At 71.2% G+C, this 21,817-nt stretch carries 22 protein-coding genes; 15 read left to right on the top strand and 7 right to left on the bottom strand.

What is annotated here, in order from left to right; translation table 11 throughout:
• From GA0070215_RS17885 to GA0070215_RS28065, 3 genes are all read right to left on the bottom strand, one after another.
• On the bottom strand, positions 1 to 829 hold an 829-nt coding region (locus GA0070215_RS17885; protein WP_141708213.1), incomplete at its 3' end, for an FG-GAP repeat domain-containing protein.
• 62 nt (positions 830 to 891) lie between these two features.
• Entirely contained in the window at positions 892 to 1,161 is a 270-nt protein-coding gene (locus GA0070215_RS17880; protein WP_244167032.1) for a hypothetical protein, read from the bottom strand.
• Entirely contained in the window at positions 1,158 to 1,472 is a 315-nt protein-coding gene (locus tag GA0070215_RS28065) for a hypothetical protein (RefSeq protein WP_141708212.1), read from the bottom strand. The genes GA0070215_RS17880 and GA0070215_RS28065 overlap by 4 nt, the downstream gene beginning before the upstream one ends.
• A 118-nt stretch (positions 1,473 to 1,590) precedes the next feature.
• On the opposite strand from GA0070215_RS28065, the gene GA0070215_RS17870 reads away from it, so the two are divergent.
• The 9 genes from GA0070215_RS17870 to GA0070215_RS17830 all read left to right on the top strand — a co-directional run bounded on the left by GA0070215_RS17870 (position 1,591) and on the right by GA0070215_RS17830 (position 11,820).
• A complete protein-coding gene (locus tag GA0070215_RS17870; protein ID WP_091047634.1) occupies positions 1,591 to 2,562 on the top strand; it encodes a helix-turn-helix domain-containing protein in 972 nt (323 codons plus the stop codon).
• 130 nt (positions 2,563 to 2,692) lie between these two features.
• Positions 2,693 to 3,034 carry a hypothetical protein gene (locus GA0070215_RS17865; protein ID WP_026268052.1) on the top strand — a complete coding sequence of 114 codons (342 nt, stop codon included), beginning with the start codon at positions 2,693 to 2,695 and terminating at the stop codon, positions 3,032 to 3,034.
• Positions 3,035 to 3,310: 276 nt separating this feature from the next.
• Positions 3,311 to 4,381: a BMP family lipoprotein gene (locus GA0070215_RS17860; protein ID WP_167361527.1), complete on the top strand. Its 1,071-nt coding sequence runs from the start codon at positions 3,311 to 3,313 to the stop codon at positions 4,379 to 4,381.
• A 121-nt stretch (positions 4,382 to 4,502) separates the two neighbouring features.
• Positions 4,503 to 6,158, top strand: coding sequence for an ABC transporter ATP-binding protein (locus tag GA0070215_RS17855; protein WP_091047627.1), 1,656 nt, complete (start codon positions 4,503 to 4,505; stop codon positions 6,156 to 6,158).
• 173 nt (positions 6,159 to 6,331) lie between these two features.
• Positions 6,332 to 7,519, top strand: a complete 1,188-nt coding sequence (locus GA0070215_RS17850) for an ABC transporter permease (RefSeq protein ID WP_377468730.1) — start codon at positions 6,332 to 6,334, stop codon at positions 7,517 to 7,519.
• A 2-nt stretch (positions 7,520 to 7,521) separates the two neighbouring features.
• Positions 7,522 to 8,802: an ABC transporter permease gene (locus GA0070215_RS17845; protein WP_091047620.1), complete on the top strand. Its 1,281-nt coding sequence runs from the start codon at positions 7,522 to 7,524 to the stop codon at positions 8,800 to 8,802.
• A gap of 105 nt (positions 8,803 to 8,907) precedes the next feature.
• Entirely contained in the window at positions 8,908 to 9,609 is a 702-nt protein-coding gene (locus GA0070215_RS17840; protein WP_036345705.1) for a cytidine deaminase, read from the top strand.
• 149 nt (positions 9,610 to 9,758) lie between these two features.
• Positions 9,759 to 11,039 carry a thymidine phosphorylase gene (locus GA0070215_RS17835; RefSeq protein ID WP_091047617.1) on the top strand — a complete coding sequence of 427 codons (1,281 nt, stop codon included), beginning with the start codon at positions 9,759 to 9,761 and terminating at the stop codon, positions 11,037 to 11,039.
• 100 nt (positions 11,040 to 11,139) lie between these two features.
• Positions 11,140 to 11,820: a DUF4272 domain-containing protein gene (locus tag GA0070215_RS17830; RefSeq protein ID WP_026268055.1), complete on the top strand. Its 681-nt coding sequence runs from the start codon at positions 11,140 to 11,142 to the stop codon at positions 11,818 to 11,820.
• A gap of 6 nt (positions 11,821 to 11,826) precedes the next feature.
• Here the strand turns inward: GA0070215_RS17830 and GA0070215_RS17825 are convergent, their stop codons facing one another.
• Both GA0070215_RS17825 and GA0070215_RS17820 read right to left on the bottom strand, forming a co-directional pair.
• Positions 11,827 to 12,678, bottom strand: coding sequence for a putative RNA methyltransferase (locus GA0070215_RS17825; RefSeq protein ID WP_091047614.1), 852 nt, complete (start codon positions 12,676 to 12,678; stop codon positions 11,827 to 11,829).
• A gap of 3 nt (positions 12,679 to 12,681) precedes the next feature.
• Positions 12,682 to 13,167 carry a MarR family winged helix-turn-helix transcriptional regulator gene (locus GA0070215_RS17820; RefSeq protein WP_091047610.1) on the bottom strand — a complete coding sequence of 162 codons (486 nt, stop codon included), beginning with the start codon at positions 13,165 to 13,167 and terminating at the stop codon, positions 12,682 to 12,684.
• A 58-nt stretch (positions 13,168 to 13,225) separates the two neighbouring features.
• On the opposite strand from GA0070215_RS17820, the gene GA0070215_RS17815 reads away from it, so the two are divergent.
• Both GA0070215_RS17815 and GA0070215_RS17810 read left to right on the top strand, forming a co-directional pair.
• On the top strand, positions 13,226 to 13,456 hold the full coding sequence (locus GA0070215_RS17815) for a hypothetical protein (RefSeq protein WP_091047606.1): 231 nt from the start codon (positions 13,226 to 13,228) through the stop codon (positions 13,454 to 13,456).
• A 9-nt stretch (positions 13,457 to 13,465) separates the two neighbouring features.
• Positions 13,466 to 14,542: an adenosine deaminase gene (locus tag GA0070215_RS17810; protein ID WP_091047602.1), complete on the top strand. Its 1,077-nt coding sequence runs from the start codon at positions 13,466 to 13,468 to the stop codon at positions 14,540 to 14,542.
• On the opposite strand, the gene GA0070215_RS17805 is transcribed toward GA0070215_RS17810, so the two are convergent.
• Positions 14,543 to 14,980, bottom strand: coding sequence for an ATP-binding protein (locus GA0070215_RS17805; protein ID WP_231394770.1), 438 nt, complete (start codon positions 14,978 to 14,980; stop codon positions 14,543 to 14,545).
• Positions 14,981 to 15,341: 361 nt separating this feature from the next.
• Here GA0070215_RS17805 and GA0070215_RS17800 point away from each other — a divergent pair, with 361 nt between their 5' ends.
• The 4 genes from GA0070215_RS17800 (at position 15,342) to GA0070215_RS17785 (ending at position 20,469) form a co-directional block, all read left to right on the top strand.
• A complete protein-coding gene (locus tag GA0070215_RS17800; RefSeq protein ID WP_026268057.1) occupies positions 15,342 to 18,995 on the top strand; it encodes a sensor histidine kinase in 3,654 nt (1,217 codons plus the stop codon).
• Positions 18,992 to 19,396: a roadblock/LC7 domain-containing protein gene (locus tag GA0070215_RS17795; protein WP_013283992.1), complete on the top strand. Its 405-nt coding sequence runs from the start codon at positions 18,992 to 18,994 to the stop codon at positions 19,394 to 19,396. The genes GA0070215_RS17800 and GA0070215_RS17795 overlap by 4 nt, the downstream gene beginning before the upstream one ends.
• Positions 19,397 to 19,496: 100 nt before the next feature.
• Positions 19,497 to 19,874: a DUF742 domain-containing protein gene (locus GA0070215_RS17790; protein ID WP_036345708.1), complete on the top strand. Its 378-nt coding sequence runs from the start codon at positions 19,497 to 19,499 to the stop codon at positions 19,872 to 19,874.
• A gap of 1 nt (position 19,875) precedes the next feature.
• Positions 19,876 to 20,469 carry a GTP-binding protein gene (locus GA0070215_RS17785; RefSeq protein WP_018786076.1) on the top strand — a complete coding sequence of 198 codons (594 nt, stop codon included), beginning with the start codon at positions 19,876 to 19,878 and terminating at the stop codon, positions 20,467 to 20,469.
• A gap of 125 nt (positions 20,470 to 20,594) precedes the next feature.
• Here the strand turns inward: GA0070215_RS17785 and GA0070215_RS17780 are convergent, their stop codons facing one another.
• A complete protein-coding gene (locus GA0070215_RS17780; RefSeq protein ID WP_018786077.1) occupies positions 20,595 to 21,815 on the bottom strand; it encodes an ABC transporter substrate-binding protein in 1,221 nt (406 codons plus the stop codon).
• Positions 21,816 to 21,817: the final 2 nt, after the last annotated feature.

Raw genomic sequence — 21,817 nt, 5'->3', positions numbered from 1 at the left:
AGTTGTTGGAGAAGAGCCACATGGTGCCGTCGGCCTTGATGCCGATCAGGTCGGTGAAGCCGTCGCCGTTGGCGTCGGCGTTGATGACGCGCTCGTAGTTGCCCCAGCCGGTGCCGATCTGGCGGACGTCGCCGTAGGGTGTAGCACCGTCGCGGGTGTAGTTGTTGGAGAACAGCCACATGCTGCCGTCGGACTTGGTGGCGACCAGATCGTGGAAGCCGTCGCCGGTCACGTCGGCGATCCACGGGTCACGAACCGGCGTCTCGCCGCTGCCGATGACGTTGCGGTAGCGGAGTGCGACGTAGTTGCTGGCGGGATGGGAGTCGATGAGACCGTCCGAGCCGCCGGTGAGGGTATCTGTCGCGATCTTGACCGGCGTCGAGCCGAAAGAGTAGTACTCGAAGGTGCCGGTCGACTGGTTGATCCAGCGCTTGAAGAGGATGACGTGCTCGGCCGGCGAGTTCAGGGCGTCGCCGGGAAGCAGACTGGTCTTGCTGATCTGGGTGGCGACCTTGCCGAGGTTGCCGGTCCAGGCCGAGGCGGAGAGATGCCAGGCCATGGAGACGTACCCGGAGCAGTCGGTCCGATAGTCCTTACCGCCCTGGTCGCGGTACCAGCCGCTTTGACTGTAGGGAATGCTCCCGCGGTTGTCGTACCAGTACTGCGCCCGGCTCATGATCTCGTCGCGGCTGATCTGACCACCGACGCTCGACGCGGCATGTGCCGCCTGCGGGGCGCCTGCGACTGTGGCACCGACGCCGGCCGACAGACCGAGCCCGGCAGCGAGGGTGACGCCGAGCGTCATGGCGGTGATTCGTCGAATCAACATGTTCTTCCACCTTTCACGGGTTCTGATACTCGAGGGATTGATCAGCGAAATCGTGCGGTGCGCTAAACTATTCGCCAGAGGTGAAGCGACGTAGTGGAGATAATCGCCTTCTCGGCGACCTGCCGAAGAACCTCATTTGCTCTTTCCGGGTCATTGCCGTCGATGAAAGCGATGATGTCGACGCCGTGCGGTCCGGCACGTACTCGGATGTGCTCCACTCCGTTTCCGGGACCGCACTGGCCGTAGAGCAGATTCCGGAGCGCCATCGGGTCGACGGGTGCCGCCGGCGTCAGTGGTGCGATCCGGAGGTAGGCCGCGATCACCGTGCTCACGCTCCCTCTTGAGGGGAAGGCGAGTCGTTCCCGCCGAGCGCCTCGACGCCGGCCGGAGAGACGGGGCCGGGGGTGCCCCACCCGAATCCCTCGGCAAGCGCGCTGAACGATTCCTGGCCGATGAGCAGCGTGACGGAAACCGCCAGCGCGAGCGATAGGACCAGGATGAAATGTCGAGGTACGGCGATAATTGCGCGCACGGTGATCTGCCTCCCAATGGAATGGCTCGGTCTTTCGGGATTTGTTGCTTGGCTCTGCGCTCTTTCGCGTCGGCCTGAATCGAGCATCCCGGTCCGGTCGGCCCGTGTCATCGGATCCGGCCTGGCGTGACTCCGCCCGGCGGTATCACGCCAGCAGTCCTCGCGGGGCACCGCGAAGATTCCCCACATGGCAGAATGAGGTGTCGCTGGCCGTCCCGGGGGAGGCTCGATGTTCGATCTGCTAGGTCTGTCCGCGCAGCACGAGATGGTCTACCGGACGATGCTCGACCGGCCGGACCTGAACGTCGCAGGGCTGGCCGAGCATCTGGCCATACCGCTTGATCAGGTGCGCGAGGCGTTGGACATCCTGGCGGATCTGGCTCTGATTCGGCTGGACCCCGCAGGAGGCGATGCCCGAGTGGTGAGGCCCCAGGCCAGCCTGATGGCATTGCTGGCCAAGGTGGAGGCCGACGTCGCCGTCCGACAGCGGCAGGTCGAGGCGACCAGGGCTGCTATCGCCGCCATCGCCACCGCCCACGACCAGCACAACCGGGTACGGGAAGGCCGCATTCTCGACGGGATCGACGCCGTCCGGGAGCGCCTCGCGGAACTCGCACACAGTGCGCGGGCCGAGTGCCTGTCCTTCACCACCGGCCGGGGCCAGAGCGCGGACACCCTGGAGGCCGAGGGGCCGCTCAATCAGTTCGCGCTCCAGCGGGACGTGCGCATTCGCAACGTCTACCAGGACAGCTTCCGCAACGACCCGACAACTCTCGCTCATGCCCGTCGCATGGCAAGCCTGGGCGCCGAGTCGCGTACCGCGCCGACACTGCCGATGCGCCTGGTCATCGTGGATCGTGAGACCGCGTTCGTGCCCATCGACCCGGACGACGCACGGCGCGGAGCGCTGGAGTTGCGCAGCCCCGGTGTCGTGGCCGGGCTCGTCGCGCTGTTCGAGCAGATCTGGCGGACGGCCACCCCTTTTGCTGAGCAGACGGTACCCGACGATCAGGGCCTCACCCCGCACGAACGGGAGTTGATCAGGTTGCTGGCGGCCGGCCACACGGACGAGTCGGCTGCCCGCAAACTCGCGATGTCGGTGCGGAGTGTGCAACGCACGATGACGTCGCTCACCGAACGGTTGAAGGCGGCGAGTCGGTTCCAGGCGGGGGTCCATGCCAGCCAACGCGGCTGGGTGTGAGCCCGGCGCCTCCGGCAGTCGATCGAGCGCCTGCCGTGGTCACCGGGCCTGCATCTGGAGGTCACGGTATGACGGCAGGCCGGCGGGGGCGACTACTACGAAGCGTCGTTGATGGGGGAGGATGGGCCGCGTGGAAGCTCTTCGACTGATTCTCCTCTACGTCCATCTGATCGGCTTCGCGCTGCTGCTCGGTGGCGCGATCGCCCAGTACGTCACCGGCCGGCTGCGGATCAACGCGGCAATGCTCTGGGGCGCGATCATCCAGATCCTCACCGGCGTCGGGCTGTCCGCTCCGCTGCGGGACGGGGACGAGCCGGCCCCGGCGAAACTTGTTACCAAGTTGGTGCTCGCGCTGCTGATCTTCGTCATGGTCTTCTTCTCCCGTAAGCGGGAGACCGTCAACCGTGGCCACTTCCTCGCGATCGTCGGGTTGACGCTGGTCAACGCAGCCGTGGCGGTGTTCTGGCGTTAGTTCGCCGCGAGCCGGGGAAGCTCGGGAAACGGACGTTCGCGACACCACCGCGTACGCCTGCCAGCCGGACAAGTGACGTGCCCCACGCAAGGGTTACGCCGGGGTAACGGACGCTCAACAGTCGTGCACGATTGTCGGCCGGTGGGTGGGCGCGGGCGTACGCTCCCGTCCGTAACGTGGGACGCCGGCGGCACACCGCAGGCCGGCGAAAGGGCTGCACACCGTGCACGACGCGGTGTGCAAGGGGAAGGAGACGTCTTGCGCTCTGTGCGTGGGATGCGGATCGCCTCCGCCGTCGTGGCGGGTGGACTCGTGCTGGGCGCTGCCGCGTGTGGTGAGGCTCCGGACGACGACAACAACGCCGGTGGCGACGGCGGCAAGAAGTACAGCGCCTGCATGGTGACCGACGTCGGCGGCGTCGACGACAAGTCCTTCAACGCCTCGGCCTGGAAGGGCCTCCAGGAGGCGCAGAAGGAGAACGACAACATCGAGATCAAGAACGTCCAGTCGAAGGCCGAGGCGGACTACGAGGTCAACCTGACCGGGTTCGTCAACCAGCAGTGCGACTTCATCCTGGCCGTCGGTGGCCTGATGTCGGACGCCACCAAGGCCGCGGCCGAGAAGAACCCGAACCAGCAGTTCGGTCTCGTCGACGCCAACCCGGGCGTGAGCAACGTCTACCCGATGCAGTTCGACACCGCGCAGGCCGCGTTCCAGGCCGGCTACCTGGCCGCCGGGATGAGCAAGACCGGCAAGGTCGGCACCTACGGCGCGATCCCGATCCCGCCGGTCACCATCTTCATGGACGGCTTCGCCGACGGCGTGGCGTACTACAACACGGCCAAGAGCAAGAACGTCCAGGTGCTGGGCTGGGACAAGGCCACCCAGAAGGGCTCCTTCACCAACGACTTCGTCAAGCAGGACGAGGGCAAGAAGGTGTCCGACGCGCTCGTCGCGCAGGGCGCCGACATCGTCATGCCGGTCGCCGGCGGCGCCGGGCTCGGCACCACCGCCGCGGCCAAGGCCTCGGGCGGCAAGTACTCGGTCGTCTGGGTGGACATCGACGGCTGCGACAGCACCCCGGACTGCTCGGCGATCCTGACCACCGTCGTCAAGAACATCCCGGACGCCGTCAAGGAGGCCGTACTGAAGGCCGCCGGCGGCGAGAAGCTCCAGTCCACTCCGGGCTTCGTCGGCACGCTGGCGAACAACGGCGTCTCGATCGCCCCGTACCACGACTTCGACAGCAAGGTCCCGGCGGACCTGAAGGCCGAGGTCGACAAGATCAAGACGGACATCGCCGCCGGCACCATCACCGTCACCTCGAAGGCCCAGCCGACCAAGTGACCGCTTCGCCGGCCACCGCGGTGCGATCATCGGCAGCGGGGGCCGGCGGACACCAGCTCTGACGATCCGGCCGTCCCGGCGCAACGGGGAAGGTACCCCAGCGCCGGGGCGGCCGATCACCTTGAATCCCCCGACCATCCCCACCCGGCGCGGTGGCGGCGCGGCAGGTCGCTACGCTGCACCATCGCTCGCACTCCAGGAGGTTGCGCTGAGACTCGAACTGCGCGGCATCACCAAACGGTTCGGTGATCTGGTCGCCAACGACCACATCGACCTGACGGTGGAGCCTGGAGAGATCCACGCCCTGCTCGGCGAGAACGGCGCCGGCAAGTCGACTCTGATGAACGTGCTCTACGGCCTCTACCAGCCGGACGAGGGTGAGATCCTGGTCGACGGCAAGCCGCTGAAGCTCAGGGGTCCGTCGGACGCGATCGCCGCCGGGATCGGGATGGTGCACCAGCACTTCATGCTGGTGCCGGTCTTCACCGTGGCCGAGAACGTCATGCTCGGTGCCGAGCAGGTCAGAGGGCCCTTCGCCGGCATCCTCGACCGCCGGCGCGCCCGGCGCGAGGTCGCCGAGGTCTCCGAGCGGTACAACCTGCGGGTCGACCCGGACGCGGTGATCGAGGACCTGCCGGTCGGCATCCAGCAGCGGGTGGAGATCGTCAAGGCCCTCACCCGCGACGTCGACCTGCTGATCCTCGACGAGCCCACGGCCGTGCTCACGCCGCAGGAGACCGAGGAACTGCTCACCGTCATGCGGTCGCTCAAGGCCGCCGGCAAGTCGATCGTGTTCATCACCCACAAGCTGGGCGAGGTGAAGGCGATCGCCGACCGGATCACGGTGATCCGGCGCGGGAAGACGGTCGGCACCGCCGAGCCGAGCGCCAGCCGGGACGAACTGGCCGCGCTGATGGTCGGGCGCAGCGTCCGGCTGACCGTGGACAAGCAGCCGGCCACCCCCGGCAAGCCGGTCCTGGAGGTTTCCGGCCTGGTCGTGGACGACGACCGGCAGGTACGCGCGGTCGACGGCGTCGACCTGACCGTGCACGCCGGTGAGGTGCTCGGCGTGGCCGGCGTGCAGGGCAACGGCCAGACCGAGCTGATCGAGGCGATCATGGGCCTGCGCCCGGTGCTCGCCGGCACGATCAGCCTCGACGGCGAGCCGACGCACGGCTGGTCGACCAAGAAGGTGCTCCGCGCCGGTGTCGGCTACGTGCCCGAGGACCGCAGCGTGGACGGCCTGGTCAAGGAGTTCTCCGTGGCGGAGAACCTGGTACTGGACGTCTACGACCGGCCGCCGTTCGGCAAGGGTCTGTCGCTGAAGCCCGACGCCATCGCCAAGTCGGCGCGGGAGCGGATCGAGCAGTTCGACGTCCGTACCTCCTCGGCCGACGCGGCGGTCGGCACACTCTCCGGCGGCAACCAGCAGAAGGTGATCGTGGCCCGGGAGCTGTCCCGGCCGCTGAAGCTCTTCATCGCCGCCCAGCCCACCCGGGGCGTGGACGTCGGCTCGATCGAGTTCATCCACAGCCGGGTCGTCCGCGAGCGGGACATCGGCACCGCGGTCATGGTGGTCTCCAGCGAACTGGACGAGGTGATCGGCCTGGCCGACCGGATCGCGGTCATGTACCGCGGCCGGATCATCGGCGTCGTCGGCCCGGACACCCCGCGTGAGGAGATCGGCCTGCTGATGGCCGGCATCACCCCGGACGCCGCCACCCCGGACGCCGCCACCCCGACCGAGGACGGCCCTGGCAACGAGGACGAGGCATGACCAACCCGAACCCCGCTTCGGGCTCGCCGGACAAGGAGCCGGCGACCGAGGCGCAGGAGTCGCTGAGCGAGGCCCGGGCGACGCCGACCCAGCCGGCCGGTGACACCGAGCAGACGGTGCCCGCCACCGCGACCGCGAAGAGACCGTCCCCGGCCGGGGAAGCCCGCCCGAGCATGGGCCGGATGTTCCTGGACAACCTGTGGGCGGCCAACACGGTCACCGTGACGGTGCTCGCGGTGCTGCTGGCCATGGTGGTCGGCGCGGTGCTGATCATCGTGTCCGACCCGGAGGTGCTCGCCACCTACGGCTACATCACCGCCCGGCCCACCGACGCGCTGAACGCCAGCTGGACGGTGGTCAGCGAGGCGTACGCGAACCTGTTCAAGGGCGCGATCTTCGATCCGGACGCGGTCGGCTTCACCGCCGCCATGAGCCCGATCTCGGAGACGCTCACCTACGCCGCGCCGCTCGTCTTCACCGGCCTGTCGGTGGCGCTCGCCTTCCGTGGCGGCCTGTTCAACATCGGCGCCCAGGGCCAGGCCACCATCGGCGTTATCCTGGCCGCCGTGGCCGGCTTCGCGCTGCCGCTGCCGCCCGTCGTGCACCTGCTGGTGGCGTTGATCGCCGGCGCGCTCGGCGGTGCGCTCTGGGGCTTCATCCCCGGCATCCTCAAGGCACGGGCCGGCGCGCACGAGGTGATCAACACGATCATGCTCAACTACGTGGCGGTCTACTTCCTGACCTGGATCGTCGTCCAGAGCGGGGTGCAGGACCCGAACCGGGCGGACGCGATCAGCAAGCCGGTCGACTCCTCCGCGCAGCTGCCCCGCCTGCTCGGCGACGACCTGCGGGTGCACGCCGGCATCCTGCTCGCGGTGGCGGCCACCTGGTTCATCGCCTGGCTGCTCAACCGCTCCACGCTCGGCTTCGAGCTGCGGGCGGTGGGTGCGAACCCGGACGCGGCCCGGACCGCCGGCATCAGCGTCACAAAGACGTACGTGCTGGTGATGGTGTTCGCGGGCATGCTGGCCGGTCTCGGCGGCTCGACCATGGTGCTCGGCACCACTGCCACGGCGCTGACCCCGCTGGTGATCGCGCAGATCGGCTTCGACGGCATCCTGGTCGCGCTGCTCGGCCGCGTGAAGCCGTGGGGTGTGCTGCTGGCCGCGCTGCTCTTCGGTGCCCTCCAGGCCGGCGGCAACCGGATGCAGTCGTACTCCGGCATCTCGCTGGAACTGGTCACCGTGCTCCAGGCGCTCATCGTCATCTTCATCGCCGCGCCTGCCCTGGTGAAGACGATCTTCCAGCTCCGGGCGGCCCGCGCCGCCCGGTTGCAGACGAGCCTCGCGAAGGGCTGGTGAGCATGTCCACCACCGCTGTCCCCGAGGTCGCCGTAACCGCGGTCGACGAGGGTTTCTGGACCCGTAACCGGAAGATCGGCGCGGTCCTGCTGGCGCTCGGCGTGCTCGCGGCGGTGCTGTTCGGCGCACTCGCGACCGACCAGCACGCGCGGTTCACGCTCAGCGAGACCGAGGGCGGGGCCGCCCTGGAGATCAACGGTACGGTCGGCGCGATCCTGTTCGGGCTGATCACCGCCGCGTCCGGAGGCGCCCTGCTGGCCGGTGTGCCGAAGCGCTGGTTTACGCTGCTGCTCGGCGCCGGGCTGGTCGCCTTCGTGCTGAGCTTCCTGTGCTGGCAGGTCTCCGCCGCGCCCGAGGGCCGCAACTTCATGCCGCTGGTGAACGTGGTCCGCGGCACGTTCATCCTGGCCCTGCCGCTGATCTTCGGTGCGCTCGCCGGTGTGCTCTGCGAGCGCTCCGGCGTGGTGAACGTGGCGATCGAGGGCCAACTCCTGATGGGCGCCTTCTCCGGCGCGCTGTTCGGCAGCATGTCCGGCAGCGTCTGGGTGGGCCTGGCGGCCGCCGCCATCGGCGGTGCGTTCATCTCGTTCCTGCTGGCCGTGTTCTCCATCCGCTACCTGGTCGACCAGGTGGTCATGGGCATCGTGCTCAACCTGCTCGCGGTCGGCATCACCGGCTTCCTCTACGAGCGGCTGATGCAGACCGACGCGGCGAAGTACAACAGCGCGCCCCGGTTCGGCAACTGGGAGATCCCGCTGCTGTCCGACATCCCGCTGATCGGTCCGGCGCTGTTCCGGGGCAACATCTTCCTCTACCTCGGCCTGCTGCTGGTGCTCGTCATCCACCTGGCGCTGTTCCGTACCCGGTGGGGCCTGCGGACCCGCTCGGTGGGCGAGCACCCGACCGCGGCGGACACGCTGGGCGTGAAGGTGCTGCGGCTGCGCTACCGCAACGTGATTCTGGCCGGTCTGGTGGCCGGCGTCGGCGGCGCCTCGTACACGCTGGCGCTCTACTCGTTCACCAAGAACATGATCGGCGGCAAGGGCTTCATCGCCCTGGCCGCGCTGATCTTCGGCCGGTGGAGCCCGACCGGCGCGCTGCTCGCGGCGCTGTTCTTCGGCTTCGCCGACCAGCTCGCCACCTACCTGGGCGCGATCGGCAGCAGCATTCCGAGCCAGTTCCTGGCGATGCTGCCGTACCTGGCGACGATCCTGGCGGTGGCCGGGCTGGTCGGCAAGGTCCGGGCGCCGGCCGCCGACGGCAAGCCGTACATCAAGGGCTGACCGCTTGCCGCGACACAGTGCCCGGCGGGTCGCCCCGCCGGGCATCGTCGTCTCCGGCCGTGCCCGCGACCGATCGGGTGTGAATTGGGCAGAATGGGGGTCGTGATGGAGATCGACTGGGAGCGGCTGCGTACCGCCGCCACCGAGGTCATGCGCCACGCCTACGTGCCGTACTCGAAGTTCCCGGTGGGTGCCGCCGCGCTCGTCGACGACGGCCGGGTCGTGGTCGGCTGCAACGTGGAGAACGCCGGATACGGCGTCACGCTCTGCGCCGAGTGCGGTGTGGTCTCGCAGCTGCACGCCACCGGCGGAGGCCGGATCGTGGCGCTGTCCTGCGTCGACGCCACCGGTGAGCCGTTGATGCCGTGCGGCCGGTGCCGGCAGCTGCTCTGGGAGCAGGGCGGGCCGGAGTGCCTGGTCGAGGCGAAGGGCGGGCCGTTGCGGATGGCGGAGCTGCTGCCGCACGCGTTCGACGTGGCCGACATCGAGGCGGTGACCGGCGAGCACCCGGTGCCGGTGGTGCCGGACCGGCTGGCCGCCTGGCGGGGCCGGGGCACCGTGTTCGTCCACCCCGACCTGTCGGGCGGGCAGCAGGTCTGGACGACGTACTGGGAGCGGTCGTCCGGTGAGACCGAGGGCGCCGAGACCGGCGTGCTGGAGGAGGGCTCGACCTGGGACGACCCGGCCGAGGCGATCGAGTGGGGGCTGGCGCGGACGCCGCGCGTGGTCGTGGTGGACGCCTCGGGGACGATCTTCTGGGCCGGTGAGGGTGAGCCACCGACGGAGATCCCGGTTCGTTGGGGTTGAGCTGGAGGGCCTGGGCCGACCGTGCCCGGCTCCGGGCGGTCAGGCTTGATCCCTCCGCCGGTCACGGTCGGCCCAGGCCGGACCTGGTCACCGTCCGCGGAAAGAGTGCGGTCCGCGGCGATTGTTGATCTATTGAGGGGAACTCAAAGGTGAGTGCTTTCACGGCGGTTGACGTCATCCGGGCCAAGCGGGACGGGGGCGTGCTGAGCGACGGGCAGATCGACTGGGTGGTCGACGCGTACACCAGGGGTCTGGTCGCCGACGAGCAGATGTCGGCGCTGGCCATGGCGATCCTGCTGCGCGGCATGACCGCGCCGGAGATCGCCCGGTGGACCGCCGCCATGATCGCCAGCGGCGAGCGGCTCGACCTGTCGCCGGTCTCCCGGCCGACTGTGGACAAGCACTCCACCGGCGGCGTCGGTGACAAGATCACCCTGCCGCTGACCCCGCTGGTGGCCGCGTGCGGCGCGGCGGTGCCGCAGCTGTCCGGCCGGGGCCTGGGCCACACCGGCGGCACGCTGGACAAGCTGGAGTCGATCCCGGGCTGGCGGGCGGCGCTGTCCAACGACGAGTTCATCGCGCAGCTCCGCGACGTGGGCGCGGTGATCTGCGCGGCCGGCGACGGGCTCGCCCCGGCCGACCGCAAGCTGTACGCCCTGCGCGACGTCACCGGCACGGTCGAGGCGATCCCGCTGATCGCCAGCTCGATCATGAGCAAGAAGATCGCCGAGGGGACCGGTGCGCTGGTGCTCGACGTGAAGGTCGGCTCCGGCGCGTTCATGAAGAACGCCGACGACGCCCGCGAACTGGCCCGCACCATGGTCGAGCTGGGCGGCGCGCACGGCGTACGGACGGTCGCCCTGCTCACCGACATGTCCACCCCGCTCGGCCTCGCAGTGGGCAACGCGGTCGAGGTGACCGAGTCGGTGGAGGTGCTCGCCGGCGGTGGTCCCGCCGACGTGGTGGAGCTGACGCTGGCGCTGGCCCGGGAGATGCTCGACGCGGCCGGCCTGCCGGACGCCGACCCGGAGGCGGCGCTGCGGGACGGCCGGGCGATGGACTCCTGGCGCACGATGATCCGGGCGCAGGGCGGTGACCCGGACGCCCCGATGCCCGTCGCGAACGAGGTCGAGGTGGTCACCGCGACCGAGGACGGGTGGATCGCCGAGGTCGACGCGTACGCGATCGGGGTGGCCGCCTGGCGGCTCGGCGCGGGCCGGGCGCGCAAGGAGGATCCGGTGAGCGTCCCGGCGGGCGTGGTGCTGCACAAGCGCCGCGGTGACCGGGTGCGCGCCGGTGACCCGCTGTTCGAGCTGCGCGCCGAGCACGCCGAGCGGATCCCGGCCGCGCTGGCCGAGGCGCGCCGCGCGGTGCGGATCGCGCCGGACGCGCCGGACGCGCCGCCGCTGGTCGTCGAGCGGATCGGCTGACCGGGCCCGGCCGTGGTGCCGGCCCGGCCGGAGCCGCTATCCTCCCAGGCCAGGGGGACCGGCCGGCCACGAGCCGAGGTGAGCAGACAGGGGCTTGACCGTGCGCGTACCCGCTCCCGACCCCCGGGCCGTCCGCGAGGCGAGCCTGGACGAGTTGTCCCGGCTGGGTCTTCCGCTGCCGCCGCCGCAGTTCCCGCTGGTGTGGGAGCCGGGTGACGAGATCGAGCTGCGGCCGACCCCGGAGATCGAGGCCCGGATCGCGGTGCTGCACGTGATCCTGGCCCGCTGCTTCGGGATGCCCGCGCGGGCGGCGACGGGCTGGCTGCTGGAGTCGCACCTGGTCGACTCGGTGACGCCGCCGGAGTGGCAGTTCGTGATGGGCGGCCGGGGCGACCACAGGTCGTTCGTGCTGCACCACGACGCCTTGTTCTCGCTGGCCTGGGTGCTCGGGCTGGCCAAGGAGCTGGACCCGACGGTGCCGGTGGACGAGCGGCTGGTCGAGCGGATGCCGAACCTGGTCGCGGGGGAGACGTTCGGCCAGTGGCGGGCCCGGATCCTGGCCGCGCCGCAGCATCCCGGTGACGCCGCGGCGCTGCTGGACCTGCACTACTGCCTCGACTGGGCGTACCTGGAGATCGAGAAGGCGGGTGGCGCGCTGCCGGGGTTGGTGGACGCCAACGCGATCGGGCAGCGCCGATGGGCGCTGGAGTGGGCGGTGGTGCTGCGCGGGCCGTACCACGACGAGCCGCCGGGCTGGGAAGAGGTGGACCTGTCGACCTGAGGCGGGTCAGCGCGGGCGGTGCACGCCGAGCCGGACCGAGAGCGTGACCGGCACCGGCTCGGGCAGCGCGGCGATGCGCGCGGCGAGCCGCCGCGGGTCGGCGTGCCAGGCGCTCGGTCCCATCCCGACGAGCGTGGTGACCTCGGCGCGGGTGAGCGCGAGCCGGGCCCGGTGCCCGGTCGCGGACTCCTCGGTGAAGTGGCCGCCGAGGCTGCCGGCGACCCGGTCGGCCTTGTCCGGGTCCACCCGCAGCAGGTCCAGCGCGTCGACGAGTTCGGTCAGGTGGTCGGCGGCCGGGGTGACCACCAGCAGCGCGCCGCCGGGGTCGAGCACCCGGTGGAACTCCGGGCCGTTGCGCGGCGCGAACACGTTCAGCAGCACGGCGGTGGACCGGTCGGCCAGCGGCAGCCGCTGCCACGTGTCGGCGAGCGCGGCGGCGGCCCGCGGGTGTGCCCGGGCCGCGCGGCGCATCGCCGGCTTGGAGACGTCCAGGGCCAGGCCGGCGGCGTCCGGCAGCGCCGCCAGCACCGCCGCGAGGTAGTGCCCGGTCCCGGCACCGGCATCGACCACCAGAGGGTACGGGCCGGAGTCCGCGACGCGTACCGCAGTGGTGGCCAGCGCGGCGGCGACGGTGTCGTAGTGGCCGGCGGCGAGGAAGCCGGCGCGGGCGGCGACCATCTCGGCGCTGTCCCCGGTGTGCGGGGCGCGGCCGGTGAGCAGGTTCACGTACCCCTGCCGGGCGATGTCGAAGCTGTGCCCGCGGGGACAGCGCAGCGCGCGTGCGGTGCCGGCGGTGGTCTCGGCGAGCGGTTCGGCGCAGACCGGGCAGCGCAGCCGGGCGAGGACGCGGTCGTCCACGACTCAGTCCTCCGCTTCCGACCGGGCGGTGGGGCGGCCGGTGAGGTGGTCGATCACCCGCTGGCTGAGCGTGCCGAGCGCGGCCACCTCGGCCGGGGTGAGCCGGTCGATCAGGTGCCGGCGGACGGCCGCGGCGTGCCCGGGTGCGGCGGCCTCGACGGCCTGGCGCCCGGCCGGGGTGAGCACGACGACCGAGCCGCGGCCGTCGGTGGCGCACACCTCCCGGGTGACCAGTCCGCGTTGCTGCATCCGGGAGATGTGGTGGGACAGGCGGCTGCGGGACCAGAGCATCCGGTCGGCCAGTTCGCTGAGCCGTAGCCGTTGCTCAGGGGTCTCGGACAGGTCGCTCAGGACGTCGTAGTCCGGCTCGGAGAGACCGGCGTCCTGCATCAGCTCCCGGGCCAGTTCCAGGTCGAGCAGGCGGCGCATGCGGCGGTAGCCGCGCCAGGCGCGGTCCTCCTGCGCGTCCAGCCAGCCCGGTTCGTCCATGCGCCGATCCTACCGGTGTTGTTGACACGTCACCAAGTTGCCCAAGCCGATCGATGACATGTCAACCAAACTGCCGTCCCGGCTGGTGCGGCTGCTCACCGGCCTGGCCCTGTGCGGCGTCAGCGTCGCGCTGATGGTCCGCGCCGATCTCGGGCTCGCTTCCTGGAACGTGCTGCACCAGGGCCTCGCCGACCGCACCGGCCTACCGATGGGACGGCCGCCCCAGCTGTCCAACCTCGACCACCTGACCGGGCCGGTCCACCGTCCGGCCCGCACCGGGGGTGACTAGGGTCTGAGCATGGTCGCAATCTCGTACGAGGACATCGTCAAGGTCCCGAAGGCGCTGCTGCACGATCACCTCGACGGCGGCCTGCGGCCCGCGACGATCGTCGAGCTGGCCGCCGAGGTCGGCCACGAACTGCCCACCACCGACCCGGCGGCGCTCGGCGTCTGGTTCGCCGAAGCGGCGAACTCCGGCTCGCTGGAGCGCTACCTGGAGACGTTCGCGCACACGGTTGCGGTCATGCAGACCCCCACCGCGTTGCGCCGGATCGCCCGCGAGTGCGCGCTCGACCTGGCCGCCGACGGCGTGGTCTACGCCGAGGTCCGGTTCGCGCCGGAGCAGCACCTGGAGCAGAACCTGACCCTGGACGAGGTGGTCGACGCGGTGGTCACCGGATTCCGGGAGGGCAGCGCGCTGGCCGCCGAGGCGGGCACCCCGATCCGGATCGGCACGCTGCTCACCGCGATGCGGCACGCGGCCCGCTCGCAGGAGATCGCCGAGCTGGCCGTCCGGCACCGCGACACCGGTGTGGTCGGCTTCGACATCGCCGGTGCCGAGGCGGGGTTCCCGCCCACCCGGCACCTGGACGCGTTCGAATACCTCCAGCGGGAGAACTTCCACTTCACCATCCACGCCGGTGAGGCGTTCGGCCTGCCGTCGATCTGGCAGGCGATCCAGTGGTGCGGCGCCGACCGGCTCGGTCACGGCGTCCGTATCGTCGACGACATCACCCCGGGCAACCCGCCGGTGCTGGGCCGGCTGGCCGCGTACGTGCGGGACAAGCGCATCCCGCTGGAGCTGTGCCCCTCGTCGAACGTGCAGACCGGCGCGGCGGCCTCGATCGCGGACCACCCGATCGGGCTGCTGCGCGACCTGCGCTTCCGGGTGACTGTCAACACCGACAACCGGCTGATGAGCGGCACCTCGATGTCGCGGGAGATGGCGCTGCTGGTGGAGGCCTTCGGCTACGGCTGGAAGGAACTCCAGTGGTTCACCATCAACGCGATGAAGAGCGCCTTCATCCCGTTCGACGAGCGGCTGCGGATCATCGACGAGGTGATCAAGCCGGCGTACGCCGAGCTGATCGGCTGATCACGACCGGCGGGGGTGGCCGGAGAGCAGCGCGGCCACCCCGCGCAGCACCTGCCCGGCCCGGGCCGCCTCGGCGCCCAGCCCGGTCTGCCGGCGCAGCACGGCCGGCTCGGCGCGCAGCAGCGCGACCCCGCGCCGGAGCAGCACCCGGGGCGCCTTGCGCTGCTCGGCGAGATCCCGGGCGAGGCGGCGCAGGAACGTCGCGCCGCGCGGGCGGCGCAGCGCGTACGCCCCGGCGAGCAGCCCGAGTCGCCGGCACTCGGCCACGATCTCGGCCGCGAAGATCCCCTCGGCGACGAAGATTGGCGATCCGTCGACATGGAATGGCCGTGTGGCTACCCGACGGTCCGCGCCGATCGCATAAACCGGCACTTCGGCCTTGCCCTCACGGGCCAGCCGGGCGATTGTTTGCACCGCCGTGTCCGCATCCCAGGACAAGGGCGACTCCCAGTCCACCTGTCCGTTCCGACGCGGACACGTAGGGTCGTCGCCGTCCTTGTAGAAGTCGTCCAGGCAGAGCACCGGAAGTCCGGTTCGCTGGGCTATGTATGACTTTCCTGACCCGGAGGGGCCGGCAAGCAGCACGACGCGGTACGGATGTTCCATTACGTTATGTGACTCCGGCCAGACGGATTGCTATCAAATTGCATCAACATCTCATCACACCTCCGGTGAGGGACAACCTGGTCTTTCTCTTTGCGGAGCGGCGTGATGGAATCTCGGAGGTCCGACCCGCCGGGTCGGTCGCTCGGCGTTGCCCGCAGGGTGGCGTGGGGCGCGGTAATGCGAGGGCGGTGACGTGAGCAAACGGCCAACGACGGCGGGCTCCTTCCTGTCGCGGCTGCGTCGGCCGATGAGTCGGCTGCGCGACATGCCGATCTGGTCCAAGCTCGGTCTGATCATGATCGTGCCGACCATCGCCACGGTCGTGGTGGGCACCAGTGGTCTGGTCGACCACCTGGAGACGCTCAACAATGCCAACCGGGCGGGGGATCTGGCCAATCTGATCGGCTACTCGGGTGACCTGGTCGACAGCGTGCAGGACGAGCGGGTCGGCGCCGTGCTCTTCCTCGGCGCGAAGGAGTTCCAGACCCGGGCGCAGTACCAGGAGGGTTACAACCGCGCCAACCAGCGGGTGGACCAGAGGAAGTCGTCCTACCTGCGGCAGCGTGGCGAGATCGACGACCTGCCCCGCAACTTCGTCGGGTTGCTGGACACGATCGACACCCAGCTCAAGGACCTTCCGGCGACCCGTAGCCAGGTGCTGAACGGCAAGCTGAAGATCAATGACGCCGACCAGGCGTACCGGCAGCTGATCGAGGACCTGCTCGCGATCCGCGACTCGGCCACCCAGCTCGCCGGCGACAACGACCTGAGCGACCGGATGCGCGCGGCGGCCGCGGTGGCCCGGCAGAAGGAATACCTGACCCAGCGCCGGGTCGTCGTCCACCAGGCGCTCACCCAGAACCAGTACACCGCCGCGCTGCGCGAGCAGTTCATCGCCAGCGGCACCGGCCAGTCGCAGTCGCTGGCCACCTTCCAGGCCGTCGCCACCGAGCCCGACAAGCTGTTCTACGAGCAGACCGTCTCCGGGCCCGACCTGCGCAAGGCCGACCGCTTCACCAGTTTCATCTCCGGCAACAACAACGGCTCGATGGAGAACGCCCCGTTCGGGGCGGACCAGTGGGACCAGACCATGGTCGCCAACGCCGAACTGATCCGTACCGTCGAGTCCCGCCTGGACGGCAACGTGGTCCAGCAGGCCGACGCGCTGCGCTCGGACACCCAGCGCCAGGTGTTCCTGGAGACCGGCCTGCTGCTCACCATGCTGCTGCTGGCCATCCTGTTCGCGTACCTGGTGGCCCGCTCGATGGCCCGCTCGCTGCGCGACCTGCGCCAGGGCGCCCTGGCGGTGGCCCAGTACGGGCTGCCGCAGGCGGTCGCCCGGCTGCGCGACCCGCAGGTGACCGGTCAGCTCTCCCCGGTGCAGCTGGCCAACCAGATCGCCGAACCGCTACCGGTGCGGAGCAAGGACGAGTTCGGTCAGGTGACCGAGGCGTTCAACGCCGTCCACCTGGAGGCCGTCCGGACCGCCGCCGAGCAGGCCGCCCTGCGGGCCTCGGTCGCGACCATGTTCGTCAACCTGGCCCGCCGCTCGCAGATCCTGGTCGACCGGCTGATCGGCCACCTCGACCGGCTGGAGCGCGGCGAGGAGGACCCGGACCGGCTGGCCGAGCTGTTCCAGCTCGACCACCTGGCCACCCGGATGCGCCGCAACGACGAGAACCTGCTGGTCCTCGCCGGTGCGGACTCCACCCGTGTGCAACGCGAGCCCGCCGCCCTGATCGACGTGCTCCGCGCCGCCCAGTCCGAGGTCGAGCACTACACCCGGATCGAGTTCGGCGTGATCGACCGGGACATCGAGGTCGCCGCCCACGCGGTCAACGACCTGGTGCACCTGGTCGCCGAGCTGTTCGACAACGCCACCGCCTTCTCCCCGCCGGACTCACAGGTCATGGTGGAGGCCCGGCGGGTCGGCGACCGCGCCTCCCTCTACGTGGAGGACCGCGGCATCGGCATCAGCTCGGAACAGCTCCGTGACCTCAACGAGCGGCTGGCCACGCCGCCGCAGGTGGACGTCGCGGTCTCCCGGATGATGGGCCTGGTCGTGGTCGCGCGGCTGGCCGCCCGGCACGGTGTCCGGGTCGAGCTGCGACCGGGCGCCGACCGGGGCACCGTCGCCGACGTGACGCTGCCGACCTCGGTCCTGGTGCCGCGCGCCCTGGCCGGCCGCGGCCAGCCCGGACCGGCCCTGCCGCCCGCCGCCCCGCAGCAGAACGGCCCGGCGCCCGCCTTCGGCGCCCTGGCCGCCTTTGGCAACAACAACCCGCCGAGCCTGCCGCCGGCGCCGCACCCGGGCTCCTCGGGCAACCAGGTCACGCTCGGCGGCCGGGCCTTCGACCCGGCACCGCGCAACGGCTCGGGCACCCCGGCGAACGCCGGTGGCGGCCGGGCGATGCCGGCCTGGTCCGACCTGACCGGCGCCAACCCGTCCGGCGGGGACGGCGGATTCGGCTCCCGGCCCTCCAACGGCCAGTCCATGGACCCGCTGCCCCAGCGGCGCAACCCGGCCGACGACGACCCGGGCAGCACCGGCCAGCAGCCGGCGATCCCGCGCCAGCTGCCGAGCAGCCCGGAGGCGCGGCCCTACAGCCCGCCGCCGGTCTCCGCGCCGCCGGTCCCGCCGGTGTCGGCGCCGCCGCTGCCTCCGGTCTCCGGCGCCCCGGTCTCCGGTCACCCGCTGCCGTACCGTCCGGTCTCGGCCGCCCCGGTCTCCGGCGACCCGTTCCCGGGCCGTCCGGTCTCCGCGGCGCCGGTCTCCGGCGACCCGCTGCCGTACCGTCCGGTCTCGGCCGCGCCGGTCTCCGGGCACCCCGCGTCGGCTGTTCCGGTCTCCGGACAGCCCGCCGCCGGTCAGCCGGCCGCCGCGCCGCCGACGAACCAGCCGCAGGCACGCTCGATGCCCGCCCCGGGTGTCAGCGCCCCGCCGGTCTGGCCCCCGGTCGCGCCGACGCCCGCTCCGGCGGCGCCGGAACGGCCTGCGAGCGGTATGGACATGACCACCGAGCTGCCCCGGGTGCCGCGCACGGAGATGCCGGCCACCCCGCAGCCGGCGGCCGGCCAGCCCGCCGCCGCTCCGGCCACGAACCGGCCGTCCGAGGCCCGGCCCGCCACCCCGGCGGCTCCGTCGTCGCGACCGGCCGCGCCGCAGCAGCCGGGCAACCGCCAGCGGTACGCGGACGAGACGATGGAGCTGCCGATCTTCCGGGAGCTGGAGTCGGCATGGTTCCGCACCCGCCGGCCCGGGCCCAACGACGAGGCGGCGGCTCCGGCCGCGCCGACGAACGGTGGCGCCGCCACCCAGCAGTTCGCCAAGGTGGACACCGCCGGCCGGCCCGTGCCGCAGCCGACACCAGCAACGACAGGTAACACACCGATGGCACACACTCCGACGGCAGGCGGAGCACCGCGTGACAACGGCGCGGCGAACGGCAACCCCCGTCCCGCGTACACCGGCGGGTTGCCGACCCGGCAGCCGGCCGCGCCGCCGCAGCCCTCCTCACCCTGGCAGACCGCTGCCGACGACGGCTGGCGGGCCGCCTCCGCGGCCACCGAGGTGCCGGTGGCGGAGACCACCCGGAAGGGCCTGCCGAAGCGGAAGCCGATGGCGCAGCTCGTGCCGGGCAGCATCGACAAGCCTTCCGCGTCCGTGCAGCGGCGTACACCGGAGGGAGTCCGGGGCCTGCTCTCGGCCTACCATCGGGGCGTGCAGCGCGGACGTAACACCGACAGCAACACGACCGGCCCGGAGGGCACTCCGGGCGGGCAGCAGTCCTCGCAGTCTGACTCAGGCCCGGTGGCCGGGAGCGGGCAGAAGGAGCAACAAGGATGACTACTACGCAGGATCTCGGATGGCTGCTCGCCAACTTCGCCGACCGGGTGCCCGGTGTGGCGCACGCGGTCGCGGTCTCGGCCGACGGCCTGCTTCTCGCCTCGTCCCGTGACCTTCCGCGGGACCGCGCCGACCAGCTCGCCGCGATCGCGTCCGGTCTGGTCAGCCTCACCCAGGGCGCGGCCCGCTGCTTCGAGGGCGGGGCGGTGTTGCAGACAGTGGTCGAGATGGACAACGGTTTCCTGTTCCTGATGTCCATCTCCGACGGCTCGTCGTTCGCGGTGCTGGCGGCGCGGAGCTGCGACGTGGGTCAGGTCGGGTACGAGATGGCCCTGCTCGTGGACCGGGTGGGCGACGCCCTGACGCCGCAGCCGCGCACGGCTGTGGGGATGATGGGCTGAATGACGCGCTGGCCGGTGGGTCAGGTGCGGGAACAGCAACGACAGCGACGGATGTCACCGGGGCGAGCCGGTGCCGGGTACGAGGGAGGTGAGCGGCGAAATGGTGGATCGTGACGAGCCGACCGGAGCGTTGGTCCGGCCGTACGCCGTCACCCGCGGTCGTACCCGTCCCCGGCTCGACATCGCCCTGGAGGCACTCGTCGAGACGACGGTGCGCGGCCGAGCGGTTGCCACTGGCAATGGTGGCCACGGTCGTGAACACCAGTACATCGCCGCGTTGTGTGACGGACGTGTGCAGTCGCTCGCTGAGATCGCGGCGCGGATGCAGCTTCCGCTCGGCGTGGCCCGGGTGCTCATCGCCGACATGGCGACGGACGGCCTGGTCGCGGTCCACGAGCCGACCATTTTGGACGACTCGGATGACGCGGTGGGCACTGAACTGCTGGAGAGGGTGCTGAGTGGACTTCGCAGGCTCTGACATGTCGCACCGGCCGCCGGTCCCGAGCGGGCGCGTGACGTCGGCGAAGATCGTTATCGCCGGTGGGTTCGGCGTCGGCAAGACGACGCTGGTCGGCTCGGTCTCGGAGATCACGCCGCTGACCACCGAGGCGATCATGACCTCCGCCGGCGTGGGCGTCGACGACACCCGGCAGGTGCCGGGCAAGACGACGACCACGGTGGCCATGGACTTCGGTCGTATCTCGATCGACCGGGATCTGATCCTGTACCTGTTCGGTACGCCGGGTCAGACGCGGTTCTGGTTCATGTGGGACGAGTTGGTCCGGGGTGCGATCGGCGCGGTGGTGCTCGTCGACACCCGGCGGCTCGCCGACTGCTTCGCCGCCATCGACTTCTTCGAGCACCGGCGGCTGCCGTACCTGGTGGCCATCAACTGCTTCGACGGCATGCAGTACCACGATCCGCAGGACGTCCGGGACGCGCTGGCGATCTCCCGCGACGTGCCGGTGGTGCCGTGCGACGCCCGGAACCGGGAGTCCACGAAGCACGTGCTGATCTCGCTGGTCGAGTACGTGCTCACCATGCGGCGCTCGCGGGCCGTCGCGCCCGCCTGACCGACGCGCGGAAGCGCCCGGCGGCCTCAGGGCCACCGGGCGCTTCCTGCCGTCCGGGGGTGGACACGTTGAGCGATCACCCGGTGACCGGCCACGCGGGACGGTCACCGGGGTGACGGTCGAGGTCAGGCGAACCGGGTCCAGGCGCCCCGGAACACCTGGTACACGGCGAGCGAGTCGGGCTCCATGCCGCCGTGCCGGTCGGCGCGGAACGCGTACCCGCCGGCGATGCCCTCGACCGTCTGCGCCTGCAGGAGGGCCCGCAGCCGGCCCCGGTCGAGGCTCGTCGCCATCCGCGCCGACGTGGCGAGGAGCTGGAGCGCGTCCGAGGCGTACGGGGCGAAGTCCGGGCTGACGCCGTGCCGCTGCGTGTAGCGGTTGACGAAGTCCCTGCGGGCCAGCTGCGCCGTCGTGGTGGCGGTCGCGGTGGAGACGTCCAGGCAGGCCGGGTGCACCGCGTACGCGCCCTCCACGGCGGTGGCGTTCGCTCCCTGCACCGTGTCGTCGGCGACCGCGCCGGCATCGAAGAAGATCGGGCCGCGGTGACCGGCGGCGCGCAGTTCCCGTGCCGCGACACCGGAGTCGGGCGCGGTACCCCAGACCACCACGCCGTCCCGCTGGCTGCCGGCGACGCGCTCGGCGGCGGCACGGAAGCGGCGGCCGGTGGCCGGCAGGCGTACCGTGCGGGCCAGGTCGGTGCTGCTGTCGGCGAGCGCCTCCCGCATCGCCCGCACACCCGAGTCGCCGTGCAGACCGTCGGCGGCGAGCACTGACACCCGCCGGATCTTCTGGGAATCGAACAGCTCCACCAGGCGACGCGCCATGTCGACGGCGTCCGGGGTGAGCTTGTAGGTGAACGTGCGTTCCTCCAGCGGCAGCACGATGCGGTCACCGTAGCCGAGGGACAGGAACGGCGTCTTGACCCGCTGGGCGGCCGCCGCGAGGGCCGTCGAGGTCTCGCCGAGCACGCCGCCGATGAGGGCCTGGGCGCCGGCCCGGGTGAGGTCCGCGGCATGGCGGGCGGCGACCTCGGGATTGCTGCCGTTGTCCAGGATCTGGAGCCGGACCGACCGGACCAGGTTTCCCACTGGTACGCCGGTCCGGTTGAGCGAGTCGGCGGTGAGCTGAAGAGCCTGCCGCTGGGCGACGCCGAGCAGCGCCCCGGCGCCGGTCAGCTCGAGGCTCGCGCCGACGATCAGATCCTGGTCGGTCGGCGCGCTGCTGGACGGGCCGTCGTCCGGCCGCTGGCCCTGCGGGGCGCAACCGGCCAGCAGCAGGCTGCCGGCAGCGGCGGCGAGGACGCCCCGCCGGGTGAGCACAGTGGAGTCGAACGCCGGTGTCGCCAATG

This window comes from Micromonospora marina (assembly GCF_900091565.1).
Classification (GTDB): Bacteria; Actinomycetota; Actinomycetes; order Mycobacteriales; family Micromonosporaceae; genus Micromonospora; species Micromonospora marina.
Note: the sequence above shows the minus strand (reverse complement) of the source record. Positions and strands in the feature narration are given on the sequence as shown.

Excerpts from the sequence above, each read along its gene's own strand:
- GA0070215_RS28065 (WP_141708212.1), bottom strand. The coding sequence starts at position 1,472 with ATGACACGGGCCGACCGGACCGGGATGCTCGATTCAGGCCGACGCGAA.
- GA0070215_RS17870 (WP_091047634.1), top strand. The coding sequence starts at position 1,591 with ATGTTCGATCTGCTAGGTCTGTCCGCGCAGCACGAGATGGTCTACCGG.
- GA0070215_RS17860 (WP_167361527.1), top strand. The coding sequence starts at position 3,311 with ATGCGGATCGCCTCCGCCGTCGTGGCGGGTGGACTCGTGCTGGGCGCT.
- GA0070215_RS17850 (WP_377468730.1), top strand. The coding sequence starts at position 6,332 with ATGGGCCGGATGTTCCTGGACAACCTGTGGGCGGCCAACACGGTCACC.
- GA0070215_RS17845 (WP_091047620.1), top strand. The coding sequence starts at position 7,522 with ATGTCCACCACCGCTGTCCCCGAGGTCGCCGTAACCGCGGTCGACGAG.
- GA0070215_RS17840 (WP_036345705.1), top strand. The coding sequence starts at position 8,908 with ATGGAGATCGACTGGGAGCGGCTGCGTACCGCCGCCACCGAGGTCATG.
- GA0070215_RS17820 (WP_091047610.1), bottom strand. The coding sequence starts at position 13,167 with ATGGACGAACCGGGCTGGCTGGACGCGCAGGAGGACCGCGCCTGGCGC.
- GA0070215_RS17815 (WP_091047606.1), top strand. The coding sequence starts at position 13,226 with ATGTCAACCAAACTGCCGTCCCGGCTGGTGCGGCTGCTCACCGGCCTG.
- GA0070215_RS17810 (WP_091047602.1), top strand. The coding sequence starts at position 13,466 with ATGGTCGCAATCTCGTACGAGGACATCGTCAAGGTCCCGAAGGCGCTG.
- GA0070215_RS17795 (WP_013283992.1), top strand. The coding sequence starts at position 18,992 with ATGACTACTACGCAGGATCTCGGATGGCTGCTCGCCAACTTCGCCGAC.
- GA0070215_RS17790 (WP_036345708.1), top strand. The coding sequence starts at position 19,497 with ATGGTGGATCGTGACGAGCCGACCGGAGCGTTGGTCCGGCCGTACGCC.
- GA0070215_RS17785 (WP_018786076.1), top strand. The coding sequence starts at position 19,876 with ATGTCGCACCGGCCGCCGGTCCCGAGCGGGCGCGTGACGTCGGCGAAG.